Raw genomic sequence first — 22,321 nt, 5'->3', positions numbered from 1 at the left:
CAAACACGTAAAATAAAATGGGGCAGATTAACTGCCCCATTTTTATTTGTATATTTGGTTTAACTATTGGGAGCAGGCATTAGCGGTAATTCTGCCATTATGTCGATACTGGAAAGTTTAGTGCGCGCTTTATCGCTCAGGTTTTGTAGGTTGCTAATCACATCGTTTGCCAGCCAGCTCACAGCGGGATCAGGATCATTAACCAGCTGTTCAACCACACCGATATGGCTTTGATTTCCCGTTGCACGCAGCGCTAATAATGCATCCAACTTCACGCTACTGTCACTATCCTGCAGCAATGGTGTGATTGCATTAGCAGCACTGACATGACGGGTTTTCGCCAATTCAATCAGTGTTTTTTGTCGCACCGAAGGACTCTCGCTACGCAACCCCGCTTGCGCCTCGGCAACTTGTTTTTCCATTAGAATGTTATCGCCACGCGCGGATGCTACTTGGGCAACAACCCGCTTTATATCCGGATTGTTTTGCCCATGGTAAAGCACATCCAATTCAGAATCGGACAAGGTCTCGCGACTCTCTGCTAAATCAAAAACACTCTTGCTAACAATGGCAATATTTTCTGCGCTGGAATTGGCTGCGAGAAGATCATTTACTTTTACCGAAAAAGAACGCGGGTCGCGATCAGATTGGGTAATCAAGTCTCTCTGTATTTGCTCACTCGGTGTTGGGTTGCTCATGCCCAATGCCTGGTTAACATCATCGGATTGCTTACCACTTTCCTGCTGCGCCGCCTGAGCCTCTACAGTTTGTTTAGGCTTGCCAGAATTACTCATGTTTAATGATGATGCACGGGTCAGCTCGGCATTTTTCTGTGCGAGTAATTCTTCAAGTTGCTGGACTTTGTTTTCCAGTGCAACAACGTCTTGATTCTGACCAGATTCTTTGTCCGCCATCCATGTGAGAAAACCGTAGGTTATGGCTGCACCTATAGCAGCGGATAGCAGCAGAGGTTTTGTGCGTTCAAAGGTAATGTTCATTTGTCAGCTCTCGTTATTATTTTTTTAATCTTATCGATCAAATTTAATGTCGACTAAATTTGTTAACGATTAATCATTTGATTAAAAAGAGGCGGATAGCCCGCCTCTTTCTTTGCGAACTTACATCTACAAATTGAGCGAGAGATTAAAGGTTGCCGTAACCAATAGCGCCATTGCAATGCAACCATTCGCTCATACCGTTACCACCACCGCAGGCTCCACTTTGGTAAACACCGGTGTTGTGACTCTGCGCTTCCGATTGACGAACGCTGCCGTTAACACTGATGTAATCCACTTGCACATCGCGACCAGTTGCATCATTGGTGTATTCAACTAACGAGCCACCAGATAAATTAGTGGTCGCGGTGTAATTGGCCATGCTGGTAGTCAATGTCCAGGTTTGCACAACGGTGTTGTTTACTTTGAGGCTAATACTTTCCTGCCCGGTAACACCGCGTGCGCGCACTACTATCGTTTTGCTACCGGTTGATGGTGCAGAACTGGAGCTACCACCGCCACTGCCGCTACCTGCGCTTACAGTGATATCTGAAGTACCCGTGCTTTGATAACCCTCAGTCGCCAATACTTGATAATTATGGCTACCCAAATTCAAACCTTTGCTCGCCCAAAAATTAACGTGGTTCGCAAAAGTAATGGTGCCGGAGATATTGCCGAAACCTTTTTTCGGATTTCTCACACTGAAGTATTGATAGAAGGTTTGATTACCATCGATTGAAGGTTGGTTGACGCGCTGGCAGCGACGCACATTGTAAGTAGCACCATCACTTTGAAAGCTGCCGTAGTCAGTGCCGCCGGAACAGCTGGCAGGATTGTATGAACCGTAGCTCTCGATAATGTAGTACTCAATCAACGGGCTTCTGGTCCAACCATAAAATGCCAGGTAAGAGTTTTGGCTAGCGGTAACACCGTAGTTGCCGGAATAACTGACTACACGTGAACTCGTCCCCGGATTCCAGCCTTTGCCACCTACCCAGTTGTTAGTGCCGCTATTCCATTGCGAGGTGTAACGACCACCGGATTGCAATGTCATTGAGGCATTACCGGAATCTTTCCAAAAGGTGTAATAAAAACCGTTGTTAGTGCCAGTTGAATTGGAAGTTAACGTCTGTGCACTTACTGCTGTTGCACACAGAGCTGCAGCGCCGATAAGCGCGGTAAACATAGTTTTGCCGGTGTTGGTTAATTTCATTATTAGTCTCTCTGGATTTTAGCCTTTCAACCAATACCACCTATAGAGGAGGAAGGACTGTTGGAAGGTTGATCCTGCCCATTGCAAGCAGGCGTTTATCGAGCGCCATATAGCATTGCTGTTATTGTTAAAAACGGCGTGGCCACTCAACGTATACTTGTATACATCCAGATCTATTTATTGTCAAATAAACCATAAGCATATAGTCACATAAACCATTTATCGGATTTTTATCGCGTGCTTAGTGAGTAGATGGGTATCAGCCCTATCGCTGGCGATGAAAGCCAAAGCAGATAGGACTTGATGGAAAGAAGGGATTTAGAGCGAGTAAATTAATTATCGAGGTTGTAAGCGAGAACCTTATCGATACGACGGCCATCCATATCGACAATCTCCAATTGCCAGTTCTGCACTATCACCTTGTCGCCAGTAGCGGGAATACGCCCCATCAACATCATGATCAGGCCATTCAGGGTTTGGTAATCGCCCTCTTCGGGGAGATCTTCAATTTCAAGGCAATCCTTCAAATCTACAATTGCCAACATGCCATCCAGCAACAGCGAACCATCATCGCGGCGAATCACGTAGGCATCTTCACCCTCGCCCATTACAAATTCGCCGGTGAGTGCTTCGAGCAAATCCTGCAGCGTGACTATGCCTCTGAGCTCACCGTATTCATCGACTACAAATACCATTTGGCTGTGCGATGAGCGGAAGAATTCAAGCAGCTCCATACCAGTCAGCGATTGAGGCACAACATGACACGGTTGCGCCATGGATTCGAGATCGACCGAACTGCCGCGAATCGCTTCGGCCAATAATTCTTTTGCGTTGATCACACCAATTAAATTATCGATTTGTTTGGTGCACACAGGAAAACGAGAGTGAGGTGACTTGGTCACGCGTTGATAGTTTTCAGCGAGCGATAAAGACGTATCGAGATAAATAATATCTGCACGCGGCACCATCAACGACACTATGCTGCGCGCTTCAAGCCGCAATACATTTTTCACCATCGCATGTTCTTGCTCTTCAATAACGCCAGAGCTTGAACCTTCATCGAGAATTGCGTGGATATCTTCCTGGGTGACTTGCGAGCTTTGCGTTTGATGAAACCCCAGCAAACGCATCAACGTGCGAGTGGAACCTGATAATAGATACACGAAGGGTTTAGTAACGATCGCCAGTATTTGCATTGGCTTGGCAACATAACAAGCAATGCGCTCCGCACTGATCTGGCCGATACGCTTGGGCACCAATTCACCGACAACGATGGATAAATAAGTCACCACTACTACCACCAAAATCGTGGCGAAGTTATCGCTGAAGTGTACTGGCACACCAAAGGTTTGCAGCCATAGCGCAAAAGGTTCAGCAAGGATGGACTCACCGAAAATACCGTTCATGATGCCGATGGACGTAATGCCGATTTGAACCGTGGATAAAAACTGGGTGGGATCTTCTGCAAGTTTCAGTGCAGCTTTGGCTGAGCCATTACCTTTGCTGGCGAGCGCCATCAAGCGGGATTTTTTTGCGGTAACGATGGCGATTTCCGACATCGCAAAAAGGCCGTTCAAGACAATCAGGCCCAGCAATATAAAGATTTCCATAAGGTCCTACTGACCAAGGCGCATGTGCGCGGGACGCCGAGTATAGCATTGGGATATGCGGTCAAAACCAGTTTTACTGACGACAATTGTTATAAGTGCAGAAGTTTTATACGTCAGTGGCGCTTAATCGATTGCCTAAATCAATGAGAAACATTATCATTAGCGCCACCTAATTATTCGCAGCTTCATTCGATTCTCATAGCAGTAGCCAATGCAATCCAAACATTCTCCGTTAATTTCCTTATTGATAGTCATCGGCGCTCATGCCGCTGTATTTGCTGTTGTGCTACTTGCACCTTCAGCACCCAAACCCATTGAAATTGTAATGCCGACTATTCAGGGGACGATTGTGATGTCCCAACCTGAAGAAACACCGCCGCCGCCGGAGCCACCACCTCCACCGCCGCCGGAACCAAAACCCGAACCGAAACCATTACCAAAACCGCCACCGAAAGCACCACCGTCGGAGCGCGCAGTAAAAGCACCAGAGCCACCGCCGCCTCCGCCAGTACAAGAACCAGCGGAACCCAAACAGGCTGAGCCAGCACCACAACCGGTTTTACCACCGCGTGCTGAAGCAGGACAACTCAGCAACCCGGCGCCGGTATATCCAAACTTGTCACGTCGTTTACGTGAAGAAGGAATTGTAGTGTTAGAAATCCTGATCAAAGCCGACGGCACCGTAGGCGAGATCAAGATAAAAAGTTCCAGTGGTTACAAGCGCCTGGACGATACCGCAGTAAAAGCAGTGAAACAGTGGCGCTACCATCCGGCCACCCAAGGCGGTAGCAAAATCGATTTTTGGTACGAACAACCAGTTGAATTTAATTTGCACTGATTTGGTTGGTCACTTTTTGTTTTAGTAATTTTTATTTTTGCATTTTGAGGTTTATATGGATTCTTCCCCCTACGGCATTGCTTCAATCTGGGAGCAAGGCGACTTTCTCATCAAAAGCGTCGCGATTATTCTGTTAATTATGTCCATCGCCAGTTGGTGGGTTATTGTTGTGCGCGCCTGGGGTTTGTGGCGTTTGCGTCGCCCGGCGCAAGGCCTGAATGATTTCTGGCATGCACAAACTTTCGCTGAAGGCTTGCGCACTCTGGGTGAAGACCGCAGCACGCCATTCCGTCATTTGGCAGAAGAAGGCCAGGCAGCGCTCGACCATCACAGCAACCATAAAGATGACCTGCACGGTCACTTGCCATTGGCTGAATGGCTCACCGCTTGTCTGCGCGGCTCTATCGATGAAAGCGCAGAGCGTTTGCAGCGCGGCTTGGCAATTTTGGCATCGGTTGGTTCTACTGCTCCGTTCGTAGGATTGTTCGGAACAGTATGGGGTATTTACCATGCGTTGGTAGGTATCGGCGTTTCCGGTCAGGCGAGTATTGATAAAGTAGCTGGCCCGGTGGGTGAAGCACTGATCATGACCGCGTTTGGTTTGGCAGTAGCGATTCCAGCAGTATTGGGTTATAACGCCCTTTCACGCGCGAACAAAGGTGTGCTGAACAAGCTCAACCGCTTTGCTCATCAATTGCATGCTTACTTTATTACTGGCAGCCCAATGCAGAATAAAGGCATCATCACCAAAATCACTCCACGCAAAGAGAAAGAGGTGTAAGCCATGGCTTTCGGCGGTGGACTCGACGATGACGTCGATGTAATGAATGAAATCAACATGACACCACTTGTGGATGTCATGTTGGTATTGCTGATTATTTTTATCATCACTGTACCTGTATTAACCCACTCGGTAAAAGTCGATTTGCCGCGCGCGGATAACACGCCCAATGAATTAAAACCGGAGACGGTCAATCTGGCAGTAAATGCCGATGGACATGTTTACTGGAATGAAACCCAAGTGACAATGGAAGAATTGGAGTTGCGTTTGGCTACCGAAGCAAGCAAGCAACCGCAACCGGAAGTGCATATTCGTGGTGACAGAACAGTAGACTACGAACACGTCATCAAGACGATGGCTGCAGTGCAACGATCCGGTATTTTAAAATTAGGATTTGTTACAGAACCCGGCGCATAGCCGGGTTTTTTATTTCTCACTTAGGCTCAGGTCGCATCCACAACCAGGCAAGCACCACTGCCATCACCAAGCTAATCACTTCCGCGATCCATAACTGCGGCGCGGTAAAAAATAAAATAACTGCGCACAACAGCATAGTCACTGTTGCACTCCATTTTGCTTTGCGGCTCACACTGCGCGTCTCGCGCCAATTGCGTAGCATAGGGCCGAACAGTTTATGGCTCTCAAGCCAATGGGAAAATCGCGGCGAACTTTTTGCTGCTGCCCAACCCGCCATCAGAATAAATACCGTCGTAGGCAAACCCGGGACAAAAACTCCAATTATTCCCATCGCCAAACAGCACCAGGCAAAAATCAACAACAGATAACGCTTTGCTACAGACAAAGGTCGCTTCAGCATTGCGGTGGAAATATTTTCAGGCACATTCATAAGGCAATCCAATTCGCCGTTAATCAATACATTCGAACACACTATTTAATGTTCGCAGATGTATTGTAGTTGCAGACTAAATCTTCTCCAATGCAAACTTATCTATAATCCCAATATAGAAAACCAGAGCCTCGATAAAGTGATCCCCCAAGCAACCAGCCATCGCGCCATTATCCACATGGCGATTCCGATTATTCTCGCCAATGCCGCCGTACCACTACTCGGTCTCGTCGACACCGCCGTAATTGGCCACACCGGAAATGCTGCCGCTCTGGGCGCGATTGCATTGGGCTCGCTGATTTTCAGTTTTGTCTATTGGGGTTTTGGATTCCTGCGCATGGGCACTAGCGGTTTTACTGCGCAAGCTGCAGGCGCTGGTGACCAGGTGCAAGTGCGCAGCGCATTTACGCGCGCGCTGTTACTCGGCATCGCCATCGGAGCGATATTGGTCATTGCACAATATCCATTGGCATCAATCGCCTTCTGGTTATTGGATGGTAGTGAAGCCGTTGAACAAAGCGCGCGCGAATATATGCAAATCCGCATTTGGGGTGCACCAGCTACATTGGGCACCTATGCGATCATCGGCACACTGGTTGGGCTTGGGCAAACGCGCCGATTATTGTGGCTGCAATTATTGCTTAACGGCCTCAACTTATTATTGGATATTATTTTCGTCGTGGTATTGGACTGGGGCGTGCGCGGTGTTGCGCTAGGAACCTTAATTGCAGAGTGGATCAGTTTTATTGTGGGCTGCATGCTGCTATTTAAATCGCTGCATCCGGATGCAGCAACCAAAGATATGTTTTTCCATTGGGAAAAAATTCTGGATCGCACTGCCCTTATCAATACCTTGAAAACCAATAGCGACATTATGTGGCGCACGCTATTTTTATTGACCGGTTTCGGTTGGTTTGCCAATGGCGGTGCACAATTTGGTGATGTAACACTGGCAGCCAACCATATCCTGCTGCAGTTTATTTCCTTCTCTGCTTTCTTTCTGGACGGTTTTGCATTTGCGTTAGAGTCACTAGTAGGAAAAACAATTGGTGCGCGCAACCGCGTTTTATTTGATCGCGCAGTAATTGTTTCAACCCAAATTGCGGCCGCTTGTGCGCTGGGGTTAATGGGCTTAATTCTGCTGTTTGGCTCGCCTGCGATCGATGCACTCAATCCACTGCAAGCAATCCAACAGGAAGCTAAAACTTATTTACCTTATGCGGCAATTTATGTGTTGTTATCCTTCGCTGCATTTCAGTTGGATGGGATTTTTATTGGGGCCACGCGCAGTTGTGCGATGCGAAATGCATCGCTGTTTTCGCTGCTGGTATTTTTAGCGGCGGTGTGGTTGTTGGCACCGATTGCAGGCAATCATGGACTGTGGATAGCCTTTATCATTTACGTAGTCGCGCGTGCGATTTGCCTAGGAATTTATTTCCCATCGCTGCAAAAAAGCGTAGGCGATAAATAAATTACCAACAGCTATCCAGACTAATTCGCGCGATATTCTTTATATTGCGCGAGATGCTTTTTGGTCAGCTCCATGAATCGTGGAGTAGGACCTACATCCTCGTAAATAGCATCACCCATTTCATCGGTCGCAACTACAGCGGTGCCCTGCACATAGGGAAAGCTTGCTTCCAATTGGCCGAGCGCCGCCGATAATAATTCGCAGATCAACTGCTCCTTCGAGCGTTTGGGATACATCTCTGCCAGTGCATCAATTTTTGCGGCATCTTCCGCGCGCAAATGAACTGCGTAGGTATCTTTTGTCAACACACCCTGGGCATGGGATTCCCACTGATTTACCAATTCTTTCAAGTGCATAACTAACGCCTCCACCAAACTAACTAATACAGAAACTTTTTGCTGCTGATCCAGCTGTTTCCTGATTTAAGTGTAGTCCAGAGTTTAGGCGCAGATACAAAAAAACAATGTGCGCAGGGGCACATTGTTTTTTCATTAACCCGAGAATTAATTATGTATAAATCGATTAATTACAGCTGGTTTTAATATCGTTTAATGCACTACGACTCATGCCGGAACGCGATGTAAGTTCAGCCGGGCATGCGACTTCTTTATATTTAAGTGCGGGGTTATCAGCAGCCTGGAACCAATCGGCATACCAGGTACAGGCGCGCTGCAACTCGGTTAATCCACGCGAACCAAATACGCTATTGCAGCGATTGGTCAAACAGGATTTGTACTGCGCAAGGCTGGCGTTATAACCCAGCTCTTGTTTGCATGCCGCCAGCAATCCACCGTATTGCGCACCCAATTCCGAATTGGAAACACCCCACTGCGCCGAGCAGGCATTAAACGCCCCAACGCCACCGCCCGGTACAAGAATATCGAACTGCCCGCCACCTACGTCGTAACCAATGTTGGTAGCTTGCACGATCATGGTTTTACCGGCGAGCGCCGCCGAGCCAGGATCACCCGGTGAGTTGTGTGAGCTGCCCGTAAATTGCAATTGATAACAGCGGCCACACACATCGCCACTGGATGTAGCAGCAAAGCCGTAAGCGAGCGTATCGCTCACTGCAAACGGTGCCATGCCCCAACACATATGTGCATTGCCACCGTCGCAACTGCTCGGCAAGGTTAAATCACTCAAGCGCGAATTATTCGCCGCACAACTTTGCAAAGGCGCAACCAGTGCCGGCACATTGCCCGACCATCCACAATGCGGTTTGCAACAATCCCAATAGCGCGTCGCGTAACCGTCGCATCCACCAACAATAGGCGGAATGCTGCTGGTTGAACTGCTCATTGCACTGGATGAACCGCGCGATGACGAACCCGGTATTGATGATGGCGCAGAGCTGGCAAGGCTCGATCTACTTGAAGATGTTACGGCGGAAGAAGCGATACTCGATGTCGCACCAACAACGCCATAAGGTGCCGGTTGCGCGCTACAAGTGGAAACTGCAACGCAACTTTTGCCGTTCTCATAACCCCAGCCGTTGGCGGTAGTTGCGCAGAGTGGCGTGAGCGTGCCATACCAATTACACGCTTGCCCCGCTGCCGATGTAGCAGTGGAACTACGAATGGAAGAAGCAACGCTGATACTTGAAGATGAACGTAAACTCGAGCTCGGTACCACTGACGATGGCGCACTGGAACTGGATCTAACACTTGAACTCGCTGGCACACTACTGGGCGCGGCGATGCTTGATGTTGCAACGCTTGACGTAATCGCGCCGGAACAAACTGTGCCAGCAACTGTTGGCACTTGCGCCCTACTCGCACCATTGGTTCCCTGCACACCGAATTCAACACTCGAACCCACTGCAATATTGCTATTCCAATTCAGCGGCGTAGCAGCGTAAGCATTGGCGCCAGACAATGTGGCATTCCAACTACTGGTGACACGCGAACCATCGGTGTAATTCCAATTCACCGACCAGCCAGATACAGGTGCGTTACCATCATTAGTGATGCGAATAGTTGCGGTAAAACCACTGCCCCAGTCATTTGCAATTTTGTATTCGCATTTGGCTGCCAATGCAGTATTGCCATAGAGCGCTAGCAATACACAACATCCCGTTAAAATCCTACCCAAGGATAGCTTCACAAATAGTGGCTTTATAAATAGTGGTTTTGCAAATAATAGTTTCATAAATAATTCCTCCACGAAAAATAGAGTATGCAGCCAACAAAAACCCGGTGCGCAAGGCGCAGTGGTTGTTGGTAATCATACGAATCAATCCCCTGTTCTATTCGTCACGCAAATAAACAAGGAACATCAAAGGGTTGATATTTAACGGAGAGATTTTTTATAAACTTTATTGTTATGGTTTTACTACAGAAAAACTGATTTTTAGTGCGGTAAGACTACAACAAATTAACACGCAAGAGTAAAGCCGGTATCACACTTGGCAAAACGAGTTGTTTGACAGTAACAACCGTGCTCACCCACCGAGAAGAGTGTGTGAATATTTCACAAATCTCCGCGCTCATTCCTCACATCGGCATTTTACCTATGGATGTAATCTGAAAATCCCGGCGCTCATCAAATGTACTAACGATAAACGCGGGTAGCCATTAAGGAGAAATGCTATGAAATCGCTCAGAGATATAACAGGAACTTTGCTCACACTACTTTCATCGCCGGTGATATCGACGCTGGTAATTTCATCGGTGGTATTGCCGTCACTGGTGGTTTCGCTATTGTTACTAACGTCGTTGTTATCATCGCTAACAGCAGCACCGATAGTAGCAGTCTAAATAGCAACTGTATCGGTAACCTAACAAGATTAAGAGAAATGAGCGCATAGGCGCGCTCATTTTTTGCTGGCATTAATTACCGCCGCCAGAGTTGCAATGTGCTGATCCATTTCGCCCTCATGCACCTGTGCATAGCCGAGTAATAAACCGTTACACATAATTTCACCCGTTGCCAGACGACTTAATGGTTGGGTGTATATTCCCTGCGCTAATGCAGCAACGCTGATATCCACATCATTCAAGGCTTCCGGTAAAGCGATGGTGATATGTATGCCGGATGATCCACCGCAAATAGTAGCAACCTGCGAAAGATATTTATCAATTGCCGCTACAAGCGCATCGCGACGCACAGCGTATAAACGGCGCATCTTTTTAAGGTGCGTAGCAAAATGACCCGCGCGTAAAAATTCCGCCAGTGCAAGTTGATCGGCACTGCGCCCGCGTAAATGCCCGAGCTTTAACATTCCCGCGAAAGGTTCAGCCAATCCTTTAGGTACCACTACATAGCCAATCCGCAAAGCTGGAAACAATGTCTTACTAAAAGTACCAAGGTAAATGACCGGCGCATCGGCAACCAATCCTTGCATCGCTGGCAGTGGCGGCCCATCACGGCGAAATTCGCTGTCGTAATCATCTTCAATAATTAACGCCCCGTACTTTTTAGCTGATTCGATTAATGCAATCCGCCGCTCAATACTCATCACACTGCCTAATGGAAATTGATGTGATGGTGTGGTGTAAATTAATTTCGGCGTAAATTTTTCCCAATCACTTTCACTGGGCGCAATACCATTAGCATCCACTGCAATTCCACGCACATTTAGCTCAGCAGCTTTCAAGGATTGAAACGCACCACCGTAACCGGGATTTTCCATCCACACAACATCACCCGCGCTTGCCAATGCGTGAGCGCAAATACCGAGACTCTGCTGTGTCCCATCGGTAATAAAAACTTGCGCGGCAGTACACAATACTCCGCGCGTACTGGTGATGTGCTCGGCAATCGCCGCACGCAACACCGGCTCACCCGCAGCATTGGCATAATCGAGTTGCTGAAAATTTATCTCTCGCCAAACGCGATCCAGGCAGCGGCGCCATTGCGCGATAGGAAAATGCGAAAGCGCTGGAGCACCTGACATAAATGCCGTAAATGAACCATGCGGATCAGACGGCCAAGGGGTGAGCTGCGCACGCGCAGACAATTGCAGGGGTTTGTTCGCCTCCGCATCAGTTGCAGCCGTTGTTAAGCTGGGCAAACCACTGGCGACAATGGTGCTGCGACCGGAGGAAAGCAATAAACCTTCCGTGATCAATTGCTCGTAAGCGTAAAGCACGGTATTGCGCGATAGTTTAAGCTCCGCCGCCAAACTGCGGCTGCCGGGCAAAGATGTTCCCGCTTTGCACTGCCCGCGCAAAATCGCATCGCGCAGGCAGTGATACAAACGGCGCTGTTGCGATTGCTTTGTACCAGATTGCTTGGCGTTGTATTGATCGAACAGGAACTGGTAATCCATATGGCCCTAAAAATTTTATTGAATGTGGATCTTATTATAGAGCCAGCAGCAGGCTAATCTACACCTTCAAACCGTGTAATTTATCCATTCAAACAAGGACCACAATGAACCAGCAGTCACCCGGTGCACCATCCAAACGTACGCGCGTCCGCCGCTTGGCCGAGCGAGCGCACTACGATCAGAAAACACTTTATGAGATTATCGATGCAGCCTACTTATGCAACATCGCCTTTAACGATGGCGAAAGTACGCATTGCATTCCCACCGCTTGCTGGCGACAAGAAAATTATCTGTATGTGCATGGATCAAACGGCGGCCGCTTGACCAAAGTGTTAACCGCTGGAATACAGGTTTCAATTGCGATTACGCATCTGGATGGATTGGTATTGGCGCGCTCTGCGTTTAATCACACGATGAATTATCGTTCTGCTGTTATCTACGGCACATTTGAAATTGTGGATGGCAGCCAACAAAAAATGGCAGCGCTGGATGCATTTATGGACAAAATTGCCGCTGGCCGCAAACACGAAGCGCGCCCCGGTGATGCCAATGAATTAGCAGCTACCAGTGTGTTGCGAATTTCGCTTGCTGAAGCAGCAGCAAAAATTAACAACACAGGGCCGGAAGATAAACCGGAAGATCTTGATCTGCCCGTGTGGGCCGGAATATTGCCAATGTCCGTCAAATACGGAGAGCCAATACAGAGCAATGCAGATCAACATAATTCTGGTGATATACCCACGCCCGCTTATGTGCAGGAATGGACAAATAGATCCTAACGTATTTTTCAATGCTCAATTAATTTCCCAGCAGCTATCAAACATATTTGCTAACTGCCGGGATTTATTTGCCACTCAACGTTTAAATAAAATTAAATTTTAATAATCCCTACGCTTATCGCGCGCTCGTGCCGCAGCAGCTTTGTGTAGCACTTTCCATTTCGCACGTTCATCGATGCGATCCAATGCGGTTTGTTGGCTACGGCGAATTTCGCGCAACAGTTTTTGATAGTTCAGCAATCGATCCTCATCAATCACATCCCGCACTGCACAACCTGGCTCTTCTTTATGCTCGCAATTGCGAAATCGGCAATTCTGCGCAAGCGTTTCAATATCATCAAATGCAATTCCCAGCGATTCTTCATCTGCATCCGGACTCCAGCTGCGCAAACCCGGGGTATCAATAATGCATGCTCCATTCGCACACTGATGCAGTGAACGCGCCGTAGTGGTATGTCGCCCTCTGCCGTCACCTTTGCGAATGCCGCCGGTTTTTTGTGTGCTGGAAGCAAGGATATTTGTCAGCGTTGATTTGCCCGCGCCCGAGGAACCGAGCAGGACCAGCGTATGACCGGGATTCAACCATTGCGCCAACACTGTTGCCGTGGTTTCACTGAGTGCATTCACCGCAACAATAGGAATGTGTGCTGGCAACCGCTGTTTTATTTGTTCCAGTTTTTGCGCAACATCGGTAGCAATATCTTGTTTGGTAAGCACGATTACCGGCATTACTTGCGCCGCTTGCACTATGGTGAGATAGCGTTCCATGCGGCGTAAATTAAAATCGTGATCAAGCCCCATAACCAGTAATGCAGTGTCAACATTGGTCACCAATAGTTGGCGATTACCCTCCTGTGAGCGCCTTGCAATTTGTACCACCGGCTCCATACGCTGGCTGATCCAATATTCGTTGTTCGCATGAAGCTCAACAATTACCCAATCACCCACCGCGAGAAAAATTCCCGGCAATGCACGCGCGCGAAATTCACTTTCGCCGTTGTGCAGCAACATCCACTCGCGCTGGACTTCAATGACGCGAGCAGCAAACTCGCCAGTGTTAGCAGTATCTAACTGCAGCAATTGTTGCGCGATGTAGGGTGTAAGCCCAATAAAACGCAAAGAATCAAAATCGATTTCGATCATGATAGAAAATCTTCCAATTTCGTTAAGCTCGCAGGCACGAGCCAATGCATCGCAATTGTCTGTTACAACAATGATGCGACAGTAAAGAAACGAACTGAAAGTCGGCGCGCGATTATGCGGCCATTAAGAAACCCGAAAAGGAAATTGGACGCGGGTAATCAGGCAGCCGACAGGAGTGCAATATCAAATGCGGTCATAATTGAGGCTCCTGTAGGTTGTGGAAATGCAGGTGAAATATATGGGTATAAAACAGATGTCAGTCTGTCACTGGAATCACAGCGAGTCAACGGTGAGTTACAACTATTAACAACAATAAAAAAACCGGAGCCAATTTTCATCAGCTCCGGTTTTCCATACATCAATCAATTACTGATTAATTATCAGGATTAGTTACCCCAGAGTAATTTCAGCAGCGCAGTTTTGCGTGCATCAAAACTCAACCAGGTGCCCCAACCGGATTCATTGCTAACGGGATCGTAAGAGTGACCATACCAGCCGTGGGTATCACCCGATTCAGGGTTGATAGACCAATAACATGCCTGGATATTTTTCTCTTTCATGTATCCAACAAATGCTTGTTGCCATTGTTGATCCACGTTGGTGGTGATGTGGTTCCACTTGCTACGATCAGAGATGCTGCCTTTTTGTGGCCAGTCCATATTACCGCCGAACTCACCCACAACCATTGCATAACCTTGCGCACGCAAGTAACCGAAGTGCTCATCCCAACCCGCTCTGAGTTTGGTTTCGTCGATCACAATATTACAATCGGCGTTGCCCGCTGCATCACCTTCCAAACCTTCACAAGCTGGTTGACGTGGGTCCATGAAATGCTTCTGTACAAATACAGATGGACCATAGGTGTGTGGCGAGTAAACCAAACGGCTCTTCGGAATGTTGAGTGGGCTGGTGCCAGCTTCAAACAAGTTTTCGCCCCAGTTTGGATTGTATTCTTCCGAACCGTGCGGAACCTGGGTAATGGTTTCCGGTGTGCCGTCTTGGTTATTTGCGGTTGCGGAAATACCTTCTACGAAGATCAGCATATTCGGATCAACCTGGCTGATCGCGGTGTACGCATTTTCAGATAATCTTTTCCAATCTGCCCAGGTGTAATCCCATGGCTCGTTGAAAATATCGATACCGATAATGTTGTCCACGCCCAGCTTGGCAGACAGGCCTGCAATTTCACGCAGGTTCGCTAACCATTTGGTTTCGTTATATTCCTGCACCACTACGCCTGGAGTATTAACCGGTGCGCAAGAATAACCTTCGCGAGTGAACTCGTAATTTTCGCGAGTTGCATCAACATAAGGTGGGCGCGCATCCAGACGGCCTTTTCTCCAACCAACATAGTTAGAGCAAGAGTGGATATCGATCAATACTTCGATATTGTTTTGGTCAGCCAGCTTGATGAAATCTTCCAGCGCTTGACGCGCATTGGTTTGACGCACTGACGGGTGGTTTTTCAACACACCGCCTGCACGGATATCGCCTTTACCTTGCGGATCGTTTGCATCAAGAGTTTGCGGAGCAATTGGCAAGCGGATAGTGTTAATACCTTGCGCTTTGATTTCAGTCATCGTCTGCTGGATGGTACGGCCGGTATTAGCCCACCACATGTTGCCTACGTACAATTCCATCGGTGCGCCATCTTTATTGTTTTCCGCATCTTTTGGTTCATGCTGGCCTTCAAGACCGAACCAGTTTCCGCAACGTACCGGGAAGACTTCACCATTTTTGGTGATGTTGCCGGTTGCATCAACAGCGAATACACCGCCAGGGCCACTCACCGAACTGGTGCTTGATGAAGATCTGCTGGATACGCTGGAAGAGCTAACAGAACTGCTAGTCGTCACAATGCTTGATGAGCTGCTGGATGGAGGCAACACCGAGGATGAAGAGCTTGAACGGCTCGACGGTGTAACGCTTGAACTTGAAGATACACCGCAACCCGCTGCCGCAGTCAAACCAAATGGTGACGGTTGTGACGTACAAGTAGATCTGGAAATACAGCTCTTATTGTTTTCATATCCCCAACCACTTTGAGTCGTCACACACACAGGATAGAGCGTACCGTACCAATTACATTGCTGCAGACACGCTTGCAGCGAACTTGAAGAAGAGCTCACAGAGGCGCTTGAGCGCGATGAGCTGGTTACCGCAACAGAAGATGATGACACCGCTGGCGTCGATGAAGTATTGCCACCGGAACAGATTGTGCCGTTCAAGGTTGGAATCTCGGCAGTCGCACCATTTTTATTCAACTGGAAACCAAAACTGGCAGACTGGCCAGGTTGAAGTGTTCCATTCCAATTGAGATTGCTCGCAGTATAAGGGTTGCTGCCAGACACTGTGGCATTCCATGAACCGCTTAAACGGTTAGCGGCGTATTGCCAGTTTACTGACCAACCATTGATCGCTGTACTGGTAGAGTTAGTAACAGTGATCGTGCCTGTAGCACCTGTGTTCCACTCGTTATCAATCTTGTAAGTACAGGCAGCAGAAGCCGCACTGCTGTAACCCATCGCCATAGTGCAGAGGCTCAGCACTGCTAGCAGGCTCAGGTTCTTTTTGGGCGGAGTAATCATTTATTGTCTCCTTGATTCTTGAGGAAAAGGGTTAAATACCCTCGTTATTGTTGATTTACCCTTCTCAGGGCGAGTCGTTATCACACACTCCTGTCGTTTGCTCAGTCGCAAACAAAGACACAGCCGCATAGATACAACTCGCAGCCGCCTCCGTGATCCAATCACATTCGATGTAAAAACAAGCTATTACGGTTTTGAAAACGCCCGTGATTGCCAATTGCAAATCCGGGTGCCGATGATTTTTGTATGGAGAGATGTCGCGTAAAAAAACAAAAATATTATTATTGTTATTTGTCTGACCCATTAAGACAGCGCTGTCATTCTCATTTTTATTCGAGGAAGATTCTGAGAACCAATTAACACATGTTGATATCGTTTTATAATTAGAAGAGTAAATTTCCGACAAATAATAAAAATAAAGGAATAACGATATTCGTGCGCAGATTCAGCCGCCACGCACTTTCACCTATGATTTCCAGCTCCTTTTATCTCACTGTCAAGAACTCATAAGAAATGACATGAAGTCAAAAAAAGTGGCGTTAGGGGCAACATTAGATGATAATAATTCTCAATATTAAATGAGCTGTAGAATTATGGTTAGTCTGTTGATCATTGATGATGACGTTAAGTTAACCCAGATGCTGGGTGAGTATTTTTCTGACGGAAATTTCACTGTTAATACCGCACATGATGCCGAGTCAGGCTTGGCATTTATCGGCAAGAACAATGTTGATCTCATCATTCTCGATGTCATGTTGCCTACGATCAGAGGCTTCGATTGTTTACGTCTCATCCGCAAAAAATCATCCGTGCCAGTCATCATGCTAACCGCACAAGGGAGCGATTTTGATCGCGTTATTGGCCTTGAATTGGGTGCCGACGATTACATGGCCAAACCCTTTAATCCACGTGAACTGCGTGCACGCATCAGTGCGGTATTGCGTCGCCTGAAGCAATTACCTGACTCACAATTGGTCGATAATGTTGTAGTCGGGCCGTTGAGTTTATCGCCACTGACACTGGAGGTTTGGGCAGACAATCAACCTGTTGCGCTAACCTCTGCCGAAATTCGCGTTTTGGAATTATTGATGCGTTCAGTGCGACAAATGGTTTCGCGCGAAGATCTCACCGAGCAGGCGCTAGGCAGAAAACTGGTTTCCCATGATCGCAGTATCGATACACACGTATCCAATCTGCGGCGTAAATTGGGATTGGGGCAGCAACAAGGACGCCCGAGCATTCGCAGCTTTCGCGGTTTGGGTTACATGCTATTACCCGGTGAACTCACTGAAGACCGGGCAATAAATTAATATGTTGAAGCGCCCCATCACTTTATTTTTGCGAATTTTTATTTCGTTTTGGCTAGCTGTAGCATTAATCCTGATCTTTGGTGCGGCCTTAACAACCTGGTTGTACGCCAGCCGCCATCACTCGCTCGACAATGTGCAAGTACTTCCGCTCATTACTGAAGCGCGTCAGGCGGCACAAAATGATGGTGAAGACGGATTAAAAAAATGGCGCCGTGAAAAAGAAAATTATTACGGCGCGCTGCAGATATTTTTAATCGATAACGAAAATCTTCAGGATCTTGAAAAAAGAGAATTATCGACGCGCTTGGTTGAAATGCTAAAAGTCTATCGCGGCCTCACTTACGAAAAGCCGGAATACGATATTGATGGACGCTGGGGCTGGTGGGATATGCCCAAGATAAATATTTCCAACGGTAAAACCTACACCATTATTTTCCAGCCATTTGATAACTCGCGCCTGGAAATTATCGCCCTGCCCTACATGCCTTATTTTTTATTGCTGATCAGCATACTGATCAGTACACCTATTTGCTGGATACTCGCTCGCTACATTAGCACCCCCGTGCGTCATCTACAGGAGCAAGCGCGCATGCTGGTGGAGGTCGGAGAAAACACGCCTGTTGGCGAAAAATTTACTTCACGCAGCGATGAATTGGGCGGACTCGCGCGCGATTTTGATCATATGGTTAATCGCATACATACCCTACTTGCGGCAAAGGAAGAGCTATTACGCAATGTCTCTCATGAACTTCGCTCTCCTTTAGCGCGCATAGATTTAGCGCTGGAACTTGCGCGCCGCAAAGATCAACACATGGATTTGCAGCTTGAACGTATCGAGCAGGAATCCGCAAAACTTAACAGCTTGATTGGTGAAATCATCGAGCTGTCAAAATCTGTTGATCAATCGTCTTCAAAACATCATCAAATCGATCTGATTGCGCTACTTGAGTTAGTGGTCGACGACGCAAACTTTGAAGCACAGCAGTATGATACCCAGGTTATTTTGCAAGGCGCAAAAAATGCGTTTGTCCAAGGGGATGAAAACGAATTGCGCAAAGTGTTCGATAATATTCTGCGCAATGCGGTAAGTTTTACTGCGCCATCTACCACTATCGACGTGACCATCCGCCAATCATCCGAACAGAGAAAGAATGGAGATTACTGGGTTATCGATATTGCGGATCACGGCCCCGGTGTGCGCGAAAAAGAATTGCCGCAACTGTTTGACCCCTTTTTCAAAGCAGCCTCAAACATTCCCAGAAATAGCAGCGGCTTGGGATTATCTATTTCCGCCAATATCGTTGCTGCGTGCAAGGGCTGGATAACAGCACGGAATCGATCCAACCAAGCCGATACGGAAAATAAAACAGGCTTGATTGTTACCGTTGTTTTGCCCGTACTAACACCGGATATACATTAAAATTCCCGCAATTTTTCATTGCAGCAATGTCAAGAAATCAAAAGAAAAAGCGAAAAAATAAAAGATTATCTCAATGACAATTGAGAATGGATACCATTTAGCCTTTACTATTACCATCAAAAGAAAGGGCTAAGTCGTGGGTTATTTATTTTCATCATCGCGTCAAATAGATCGTGATAATCAAACATCTGCACAATCATTATTTGCACACAACAAATTGGTACATGCCATTAAATGCGCAATGCTGTTCTCTACATTTGCTTTGGGTGCAAATGTTCATGCAGCAGAACAAACTGATAGCAACGCCAATGCAAAACAGAAAACAGTTTTGTCCTCGGTTAAAGTCAATGCAGCAGCGATAGCCACTCCTTACGAATCGGGCAATACGGATATTCCACGCACCGAAGATGATGTGCAACCCTACAAAATTATTGATCGTGATGTTATTGAACGCTCCGGCGCAACCTCTGTTGAAGAGTTACTGCAACAGCAACTTACCATGAGCACATCAGCACCAAGCGAATCCGGTGCTGATGGCTTTGGTGGCGGTGCAAGTAAAATTAATTTGCGCGGCTTGGGTGCGAACCAAACACTGGTATTGATTAATGGTCGCCGCGCTGCAGGTGTGGGCAACCGCTCAACATCAGATGTCACCGATCAACCCAACTTGAATAATATCCCTCTAGCAGCTATCGAACGTATTGAAGTATTACCAACATCAGCAGCAGCCATTTATGGCAGCGGTGCAATTGGTGGTGTGGTGAACGTAATTTTGCGTCGCGATTATGTCGGTACTGAAGTAAACCTGCGCTATGGTGATCGATTTGACGGTAATCAAGTAACAAAAACCGCATCACTAGTCACTGGTTTCGCACTTGAAGAAGGCCGCACGCAAGTTTTATTTACCGCTCAAAAACAAGATGCAGATGCATTACTTTCCGGTGACAGTGATTATCGTCGTGACGGCCGCCAACTAATTGCGAACAATAATCCAAATTCTATTTATGGAATGAATGGCACTAGAGCTATCAACCCACCAGCGGGCGCATTGGTCAATATCAGAACCGTCGATGGCTCGCCAATATTTGGCACTACAGGATCAAGTTTTACTCACATACCCAAAGGGTACCAGGGTGCAGCAATTGATGGGCTTGCACCACTAATAGCGAATGCGGGCACTTACAACCTTGATTTAGCTGGCGAAGGTTTGATTGGGCAATTCGCCGGTGATGTACCACTTATTCCTGCAATCGAATCAGAAGCATTAAGCTTGTCAGTTAATCGCGACATGACCGATAAGTTGAATGTATTTATTGAAGGAGCCTACAACAGCCAAGAAGCCGAGGGCTTAGGAACTTATTACGGTACGGGTACAGCTACACTCGCTGCGAATGCACCCAATAATCCTTTTGGGAAAGCCGTATTAATTTCTTATCCTTTGCGCATGAGCGATATGGGAATTCGCGGCAAAAGTTTTGGCGAAACTGAAACCAAAACTGCAGCAGTTGGTTTCACTTACAAACTACCGCAAGATTGGATTATTTCGGCTGATCATTCCTGGAGCAAATCCTACGTAAAAAGTTTGTACCAGCGTCAATTCGGAACACCTACCCTTGCACAAGCAATCAATGCAGGCACAGTAGATTTACTGCGCGATACAACTTCATTTGCAACAGATGTTACCGCTTACGCAAACTTTCCGGTCACTTGGACTGAGGCAGAGCTAAACGATACAACTATACGCGGCACAGGCACCCTGACTAGCTGGTATGCAGGAAAAATTACTCTTGCCACCGGTATTGAACATCGTGCAATCGAGAGCGCCGGCGTGCCTGATTACACATCACCACCACCACCACCCACCTTGCGTGAACAAACAACAGACAGTATTTATGCGGAATTGGATACGCCCTTTATTTCACCGGAAATGGGTTGGAGTTGGGCACATTTATTAGATGTGCAAGTCGCATTGAGACGCGAGAGCTTTGATGTAAAAACCTCTGGTGCAAAATTTGACGCGACCACTCCTACCGTCGGCTTCCGCTTTGCTCCTGACAAACAATTAATGTTGCGTGCATCTTACAGCGAAGGTTTTGTCGCACCCACTTACTCTCAATTGGCAGAACCAACATTGTCTGCAACGCTGAGTACAATCACTGATCCCAAGCGTGGCAATGAACAAAATACTGAGGTTGCAGTGTTATCAGGTGGTAACCCGGATTTGCAACCAGAAGAATCTGAAAGCATTAATGCCGGTTTGGTCTTCACGCCTGATTTTGTGCCCAACCTGCGCTGGTCATTCGATTATTATCACATCAAAAAAGACAACAACATTAGCAGCCTGAGCGCGCAACAAATTCTGGCTGATGAAGTCACCTATGCCAACCGTATAACACGTGCTGCAGCTAGTAGCGATGGATTCAATGTTGGTCGTGTAACGCAAATTTACACCGGCCCAACAAACGCATTAAGTTTGGAAACCAAAGGTTTTGATACCAGCATCAGTTATGTAATCAATACTGACGAGCTAGGCAGCTTTACCTTGAGCAGCGGCTACACCTATGTTGAAGAGTATTTGCAACAAGCCGCACTGGGGGCAGCACTGATCGACCACGTGAATATTCCATCACGCAATAGTAATGGCGCTCCGCTATCGCACAGAGCCAATGCATCTATCCAATGGTTTGTGAACGACAGCTTGAATCTTGGTTGGTCAACGCAGTATTACGGTGCATATGATCTTGATCCTGCAAGTGTTGCAGCAATATTGAATCAAGGCAGCGACAAAATCGACAGCCAGATTTATCACGATCTTTATGTGCGCACCGCATTGTTTCCATCAGTAGTGAAATCGGCAATTGATGGCGATGCGGAACTTACATTGGGTGTAAAAAATGTATTCGATAAGAAAGCAATCGATATGTCCCAGGGAAATTACTACAGCCGTTTTAATGATCCACGCTTGCGTCAATTCTATGTGAATTTGAAAGTCAGTTTTTAATACAAACCGGCGTTAACCTAACAAAAAATGCCTGCAGAGTGCGGGCATTTTT

At 47.2% G+C, this 22,321-nt stretch carries 18 protein-coding genes; 9 read left to right on the top strand and 9 right to left on the bottom strand.

From position 1 onward, the window contains the following. Positions 1-59: 59 nt before the first annotated feature. The 3 genes from AAGC78_RS12460 to AAGC78_RS12450 form a co-directional block, all read right to left on the bottom strand. Complete coding sequence (locus AAGC78_RS12460; RefSeq protein ID WP_435784411.1) at positions 60-998, bottom strand: HEAT repeat domain-containing protein; 939 nt, start codon at positions 996-998, stop codon at positions 60-62. Between the two features lie 145 nt (positions 999-1,143). Then, a complete protein-coding gene (locus AAGC78_RS12455; protein WP_435784410.1) occupies positions 1,144-2,208 on the bottom strand; it encodes a glycoside hydrolase family 11 protein in 1,065 nt (354 codons plus the stop codon). A gap of 332 nt (positions 2,209-2,540) precedes the next feature. Then, positions 2,541-3,818: a hemolysin family protein gene (locus AAGC78_RS12450; protein ID WP_435784409.1), complete on the bottom strand. Its 1,278-nt coding sequence runs from the start codon at positions 3,816-3,818 to the stop codon at positions 2,541-2,543. A 211-nt stretch (positions 3,819-4,029) separates the two neighbouring features. Here AAGC78_RS12450 and AAGC78_RS12445 point away from each other — a divergent pair, with 211 nt between their 5' ends. The 3 genes from AAGC78_RS12445 to AAGC78_RS12435 are packed head-to-tail and all read left to right on the top strand — an operon-like array spanning position 4,030 to position 5,854. Further along, positions 4,030-4,656, top strand: a complete 627-nt coding sequence (locus tag AAGC78_RS12445) for an energy transducer TonB (protein WP_435784408.1) — start codon at positions 4,030-4,032, stop codon at positions 4,654-4,656. A 55-nt stretch (positions 4,657-4,711) separates the two neighbouring features. Next, the gene (locus AAGC78_RS12440) at positions 4,712-5,437 is read left to right on the top strand and encodes a MotA/TolQ/ExbB proton channel family protein (protein ID WP_435784407.1); all 726 of its coding nucleotides are present in this window, start codon (positions 4,712-4,714) and stop codon (positions 5,435-5,437) included. 3 nt (positions 5,438-5,440) lie between these two features. Continuing rightward, on the top strand, positions 5,441-5,854 hold the full coding sequence (locus AAGC78_RS12435) for an ExbD/TolR family protein (RefSeq protein WP_435784406.1): 414 nt from the start codon (positions 5,441-5,443) through the stop codon (positions 5,852-5,854). Positions 5,855-5,870: 16 nt separating this feature from the next. Here AAGC78_RS12435 and AAGC78_RS12430 read toward each other — a convergent pair whose 3' ends face one another. Then, a complete protein-coding gene (locus AAGC78_RS12430; RefSeq protein ID WP_435784405.1) occupies positions 5,871-6,284 on the bottom strand; it encodes a YbaN family protein in 414 nt (137 codons plus the stop codon). A 139-nt stretch (positions 6,285-6,423) separates the two neighbouring features. Between AAGC78_RS12430 and AAGC78_RS12425 the strand changes: the two genes are divergently transcribed. Next, positions 6,424-7,755: an MATE family efflux transporter gene (locus tag AAGC78_RS12425; RefSeq protein WP_435784404.1), complete on the top strand. Its 1,332-nt coding sequence runs from the start codon at positions 6,424-6,426 to the stop codon at positions 7,753-7,755. Positions 7,756-7,775: 20 nt separating this feature from the next. On the opposite strand, the gene AAGC78_RS12420 is transcribed toward AAGC78_RS12425, so the two are convergent. Then, the gene (locus tag AAGC78_RS12420) at positions 7,776-8,111 is read right to left on the bottom strand and encodes a type 1 pili tip component (protein WP_435784403.1); all 336 of its coding nucleotides are present in this window, start codon (positions 8,109-8,111) and stop codon (positions 7,776-7,778) included. 166 nt (positions 8,112-8,277) lie between these two features. Further along, complete coding sequence (locus AAGC78_RS12415) at positions 8,278-9,906, bottom strand: cellulose binding domain-containing protein (RefSeq protein ID WP_435784402.1); 1,629 nt, start codon at positions 9,904-9,906, stop codon at positions 8,278-8,280. 440 nt (positions 9,907-10,346) lie between these two features. On the opposite strand from AAGC78_RS12415, the gene AAGC78_RS12410 reads away from it, so the two are divergent. After that, positions 10,347-10,514, top strand: coding sequence for a hypothetical protein (locus tag AAGC78_RS12410; RefSeq protein ID WP_435784401.1), 168 nt, complete (start codon positions 10,347-10,349; stop codon positions 10,512-10,514). Positions 10,515-10,570: 56 nt separating this feature from the next. On the opposite strand, the gene AAGC78_RS12405 is transcribed toward AAGC78_RS12410, so the two are convergent. Then, on the bottom strand, positions 10,571-12,028 hold the full coding sequence (locus AAGC78_RS12405; RefSeq protein ID WP_435784400.1) for a PLP-dependent aminotransferase family protein: 1,458 nt from the start codon (positions 12,026-12,028) through the stop codon (positions 10,571-10,573). Positions 12,029-12,132: 104 nt separating this feature from the next. On the opposite strand from AAGC78_RS12405, the gene AAGC78_RS12400 reads away from it, so the two are divergent. Further along, positions 12,133-12,807 (top strand): pyridoxamine 5'-phosphate oxidase family protein, encoded by a 675-nt coding sequence (locus AAGC78_RS12400; RefSeq protein ID WP_435784399.1) that lies wholly within the window; start codon positions 12,133-12,135, stop codon positions 12,805-12,807. A 99-nt stretch (positions 12,808-12,906) separates the two neighbouring features. Here AAGC78_RS12400 and rsgA read toward each other — a convergent pair whose 3' ends face one another. Further along, positions 12,907-13,950 carry a ribosome small subunit-dependent GTPase A gene (rsgA, locus tag AAGC78_RS12395; protein WP_435784398.1) on the bottom strand — a complete coding sequence of 348 codons (1,044 nt, stop codon included), beginning with the start codon at positions 13,948-13,950 and terminating at the stop codon, positions 12,907-12,909. Between the two features lie 386 nt (positions 13,951-14,336). Further along, positions 14,337-16,538: a cellulase family glycosylhydrolase gene (locus AAGC78_RS12390; protein ID WP_435784397.1), complete on the bottom strand. Its 2,202-nt coding sequence runs from the start codon at positions 16,536-16,538 to the stop codon at positions 14,337-14,339. Between the two features lie 593 nt (positions 16,539-17,131). Here AAGC78_RS12390 and AAGC78_RS12385 point away from each other — a divergent pair. The 3 genes from AAGC78_RS12385 to AAGC78_RS12375 all read left to right on the top strand — a co-directional run bounded on the left by AAGC78_RS12385 (position 17,132) and on the right by AAGC78_RS12375 (position 22,269). Next, complete coding sequence (locus AAGC78_RS12385; RefSeq protein ID WP_435784396.1) at positions 17,132-17,848, top strand: response regulator; 717 nt, start codon at positions 17,132-17,134, stop codon at positions 17,846-17,848. A 1-nt stretch (position 17,849) separates the two neighbouring features. Next, entirely contained in the window at positions 17,850-19,268 is a 1,419-nt protein-coding gene (locus AAGC78_RS12380) for a sensor histidine kinase (RefSeq protein ID WP_435784395.1), read from the top strand. Between the two features lie 136 nt (positions 19,269-19,404). After that, positions 19,405-22,269: a TonB-dependent receptor domain-containing protein gene (locus AAGC78_RS12375; protein ID WP_435784394.1), complete on the top strand. Its 2,865-nt coding sequence runs from the start codon at positions 19,405-19,407 to the stop codon at positions 22,267-22,269. Positions 22,270-22,321: the final 52 nt, after the last annotated feature.

This window comes from Cellvibrio sp., assembly GCF_039207905.1.
Taxonomy (GTDB): Bacteria; Pseudomonadota; Gammaproteobacteria; order Pseudomonadales; family Cellvibrionaceae; genus Cellvibrio.
The sequence above is the reverse complement of the archived record's forward strand: the minus strand, read 5'-3'. Positions and strand labels throughout refer to the sequence as shown.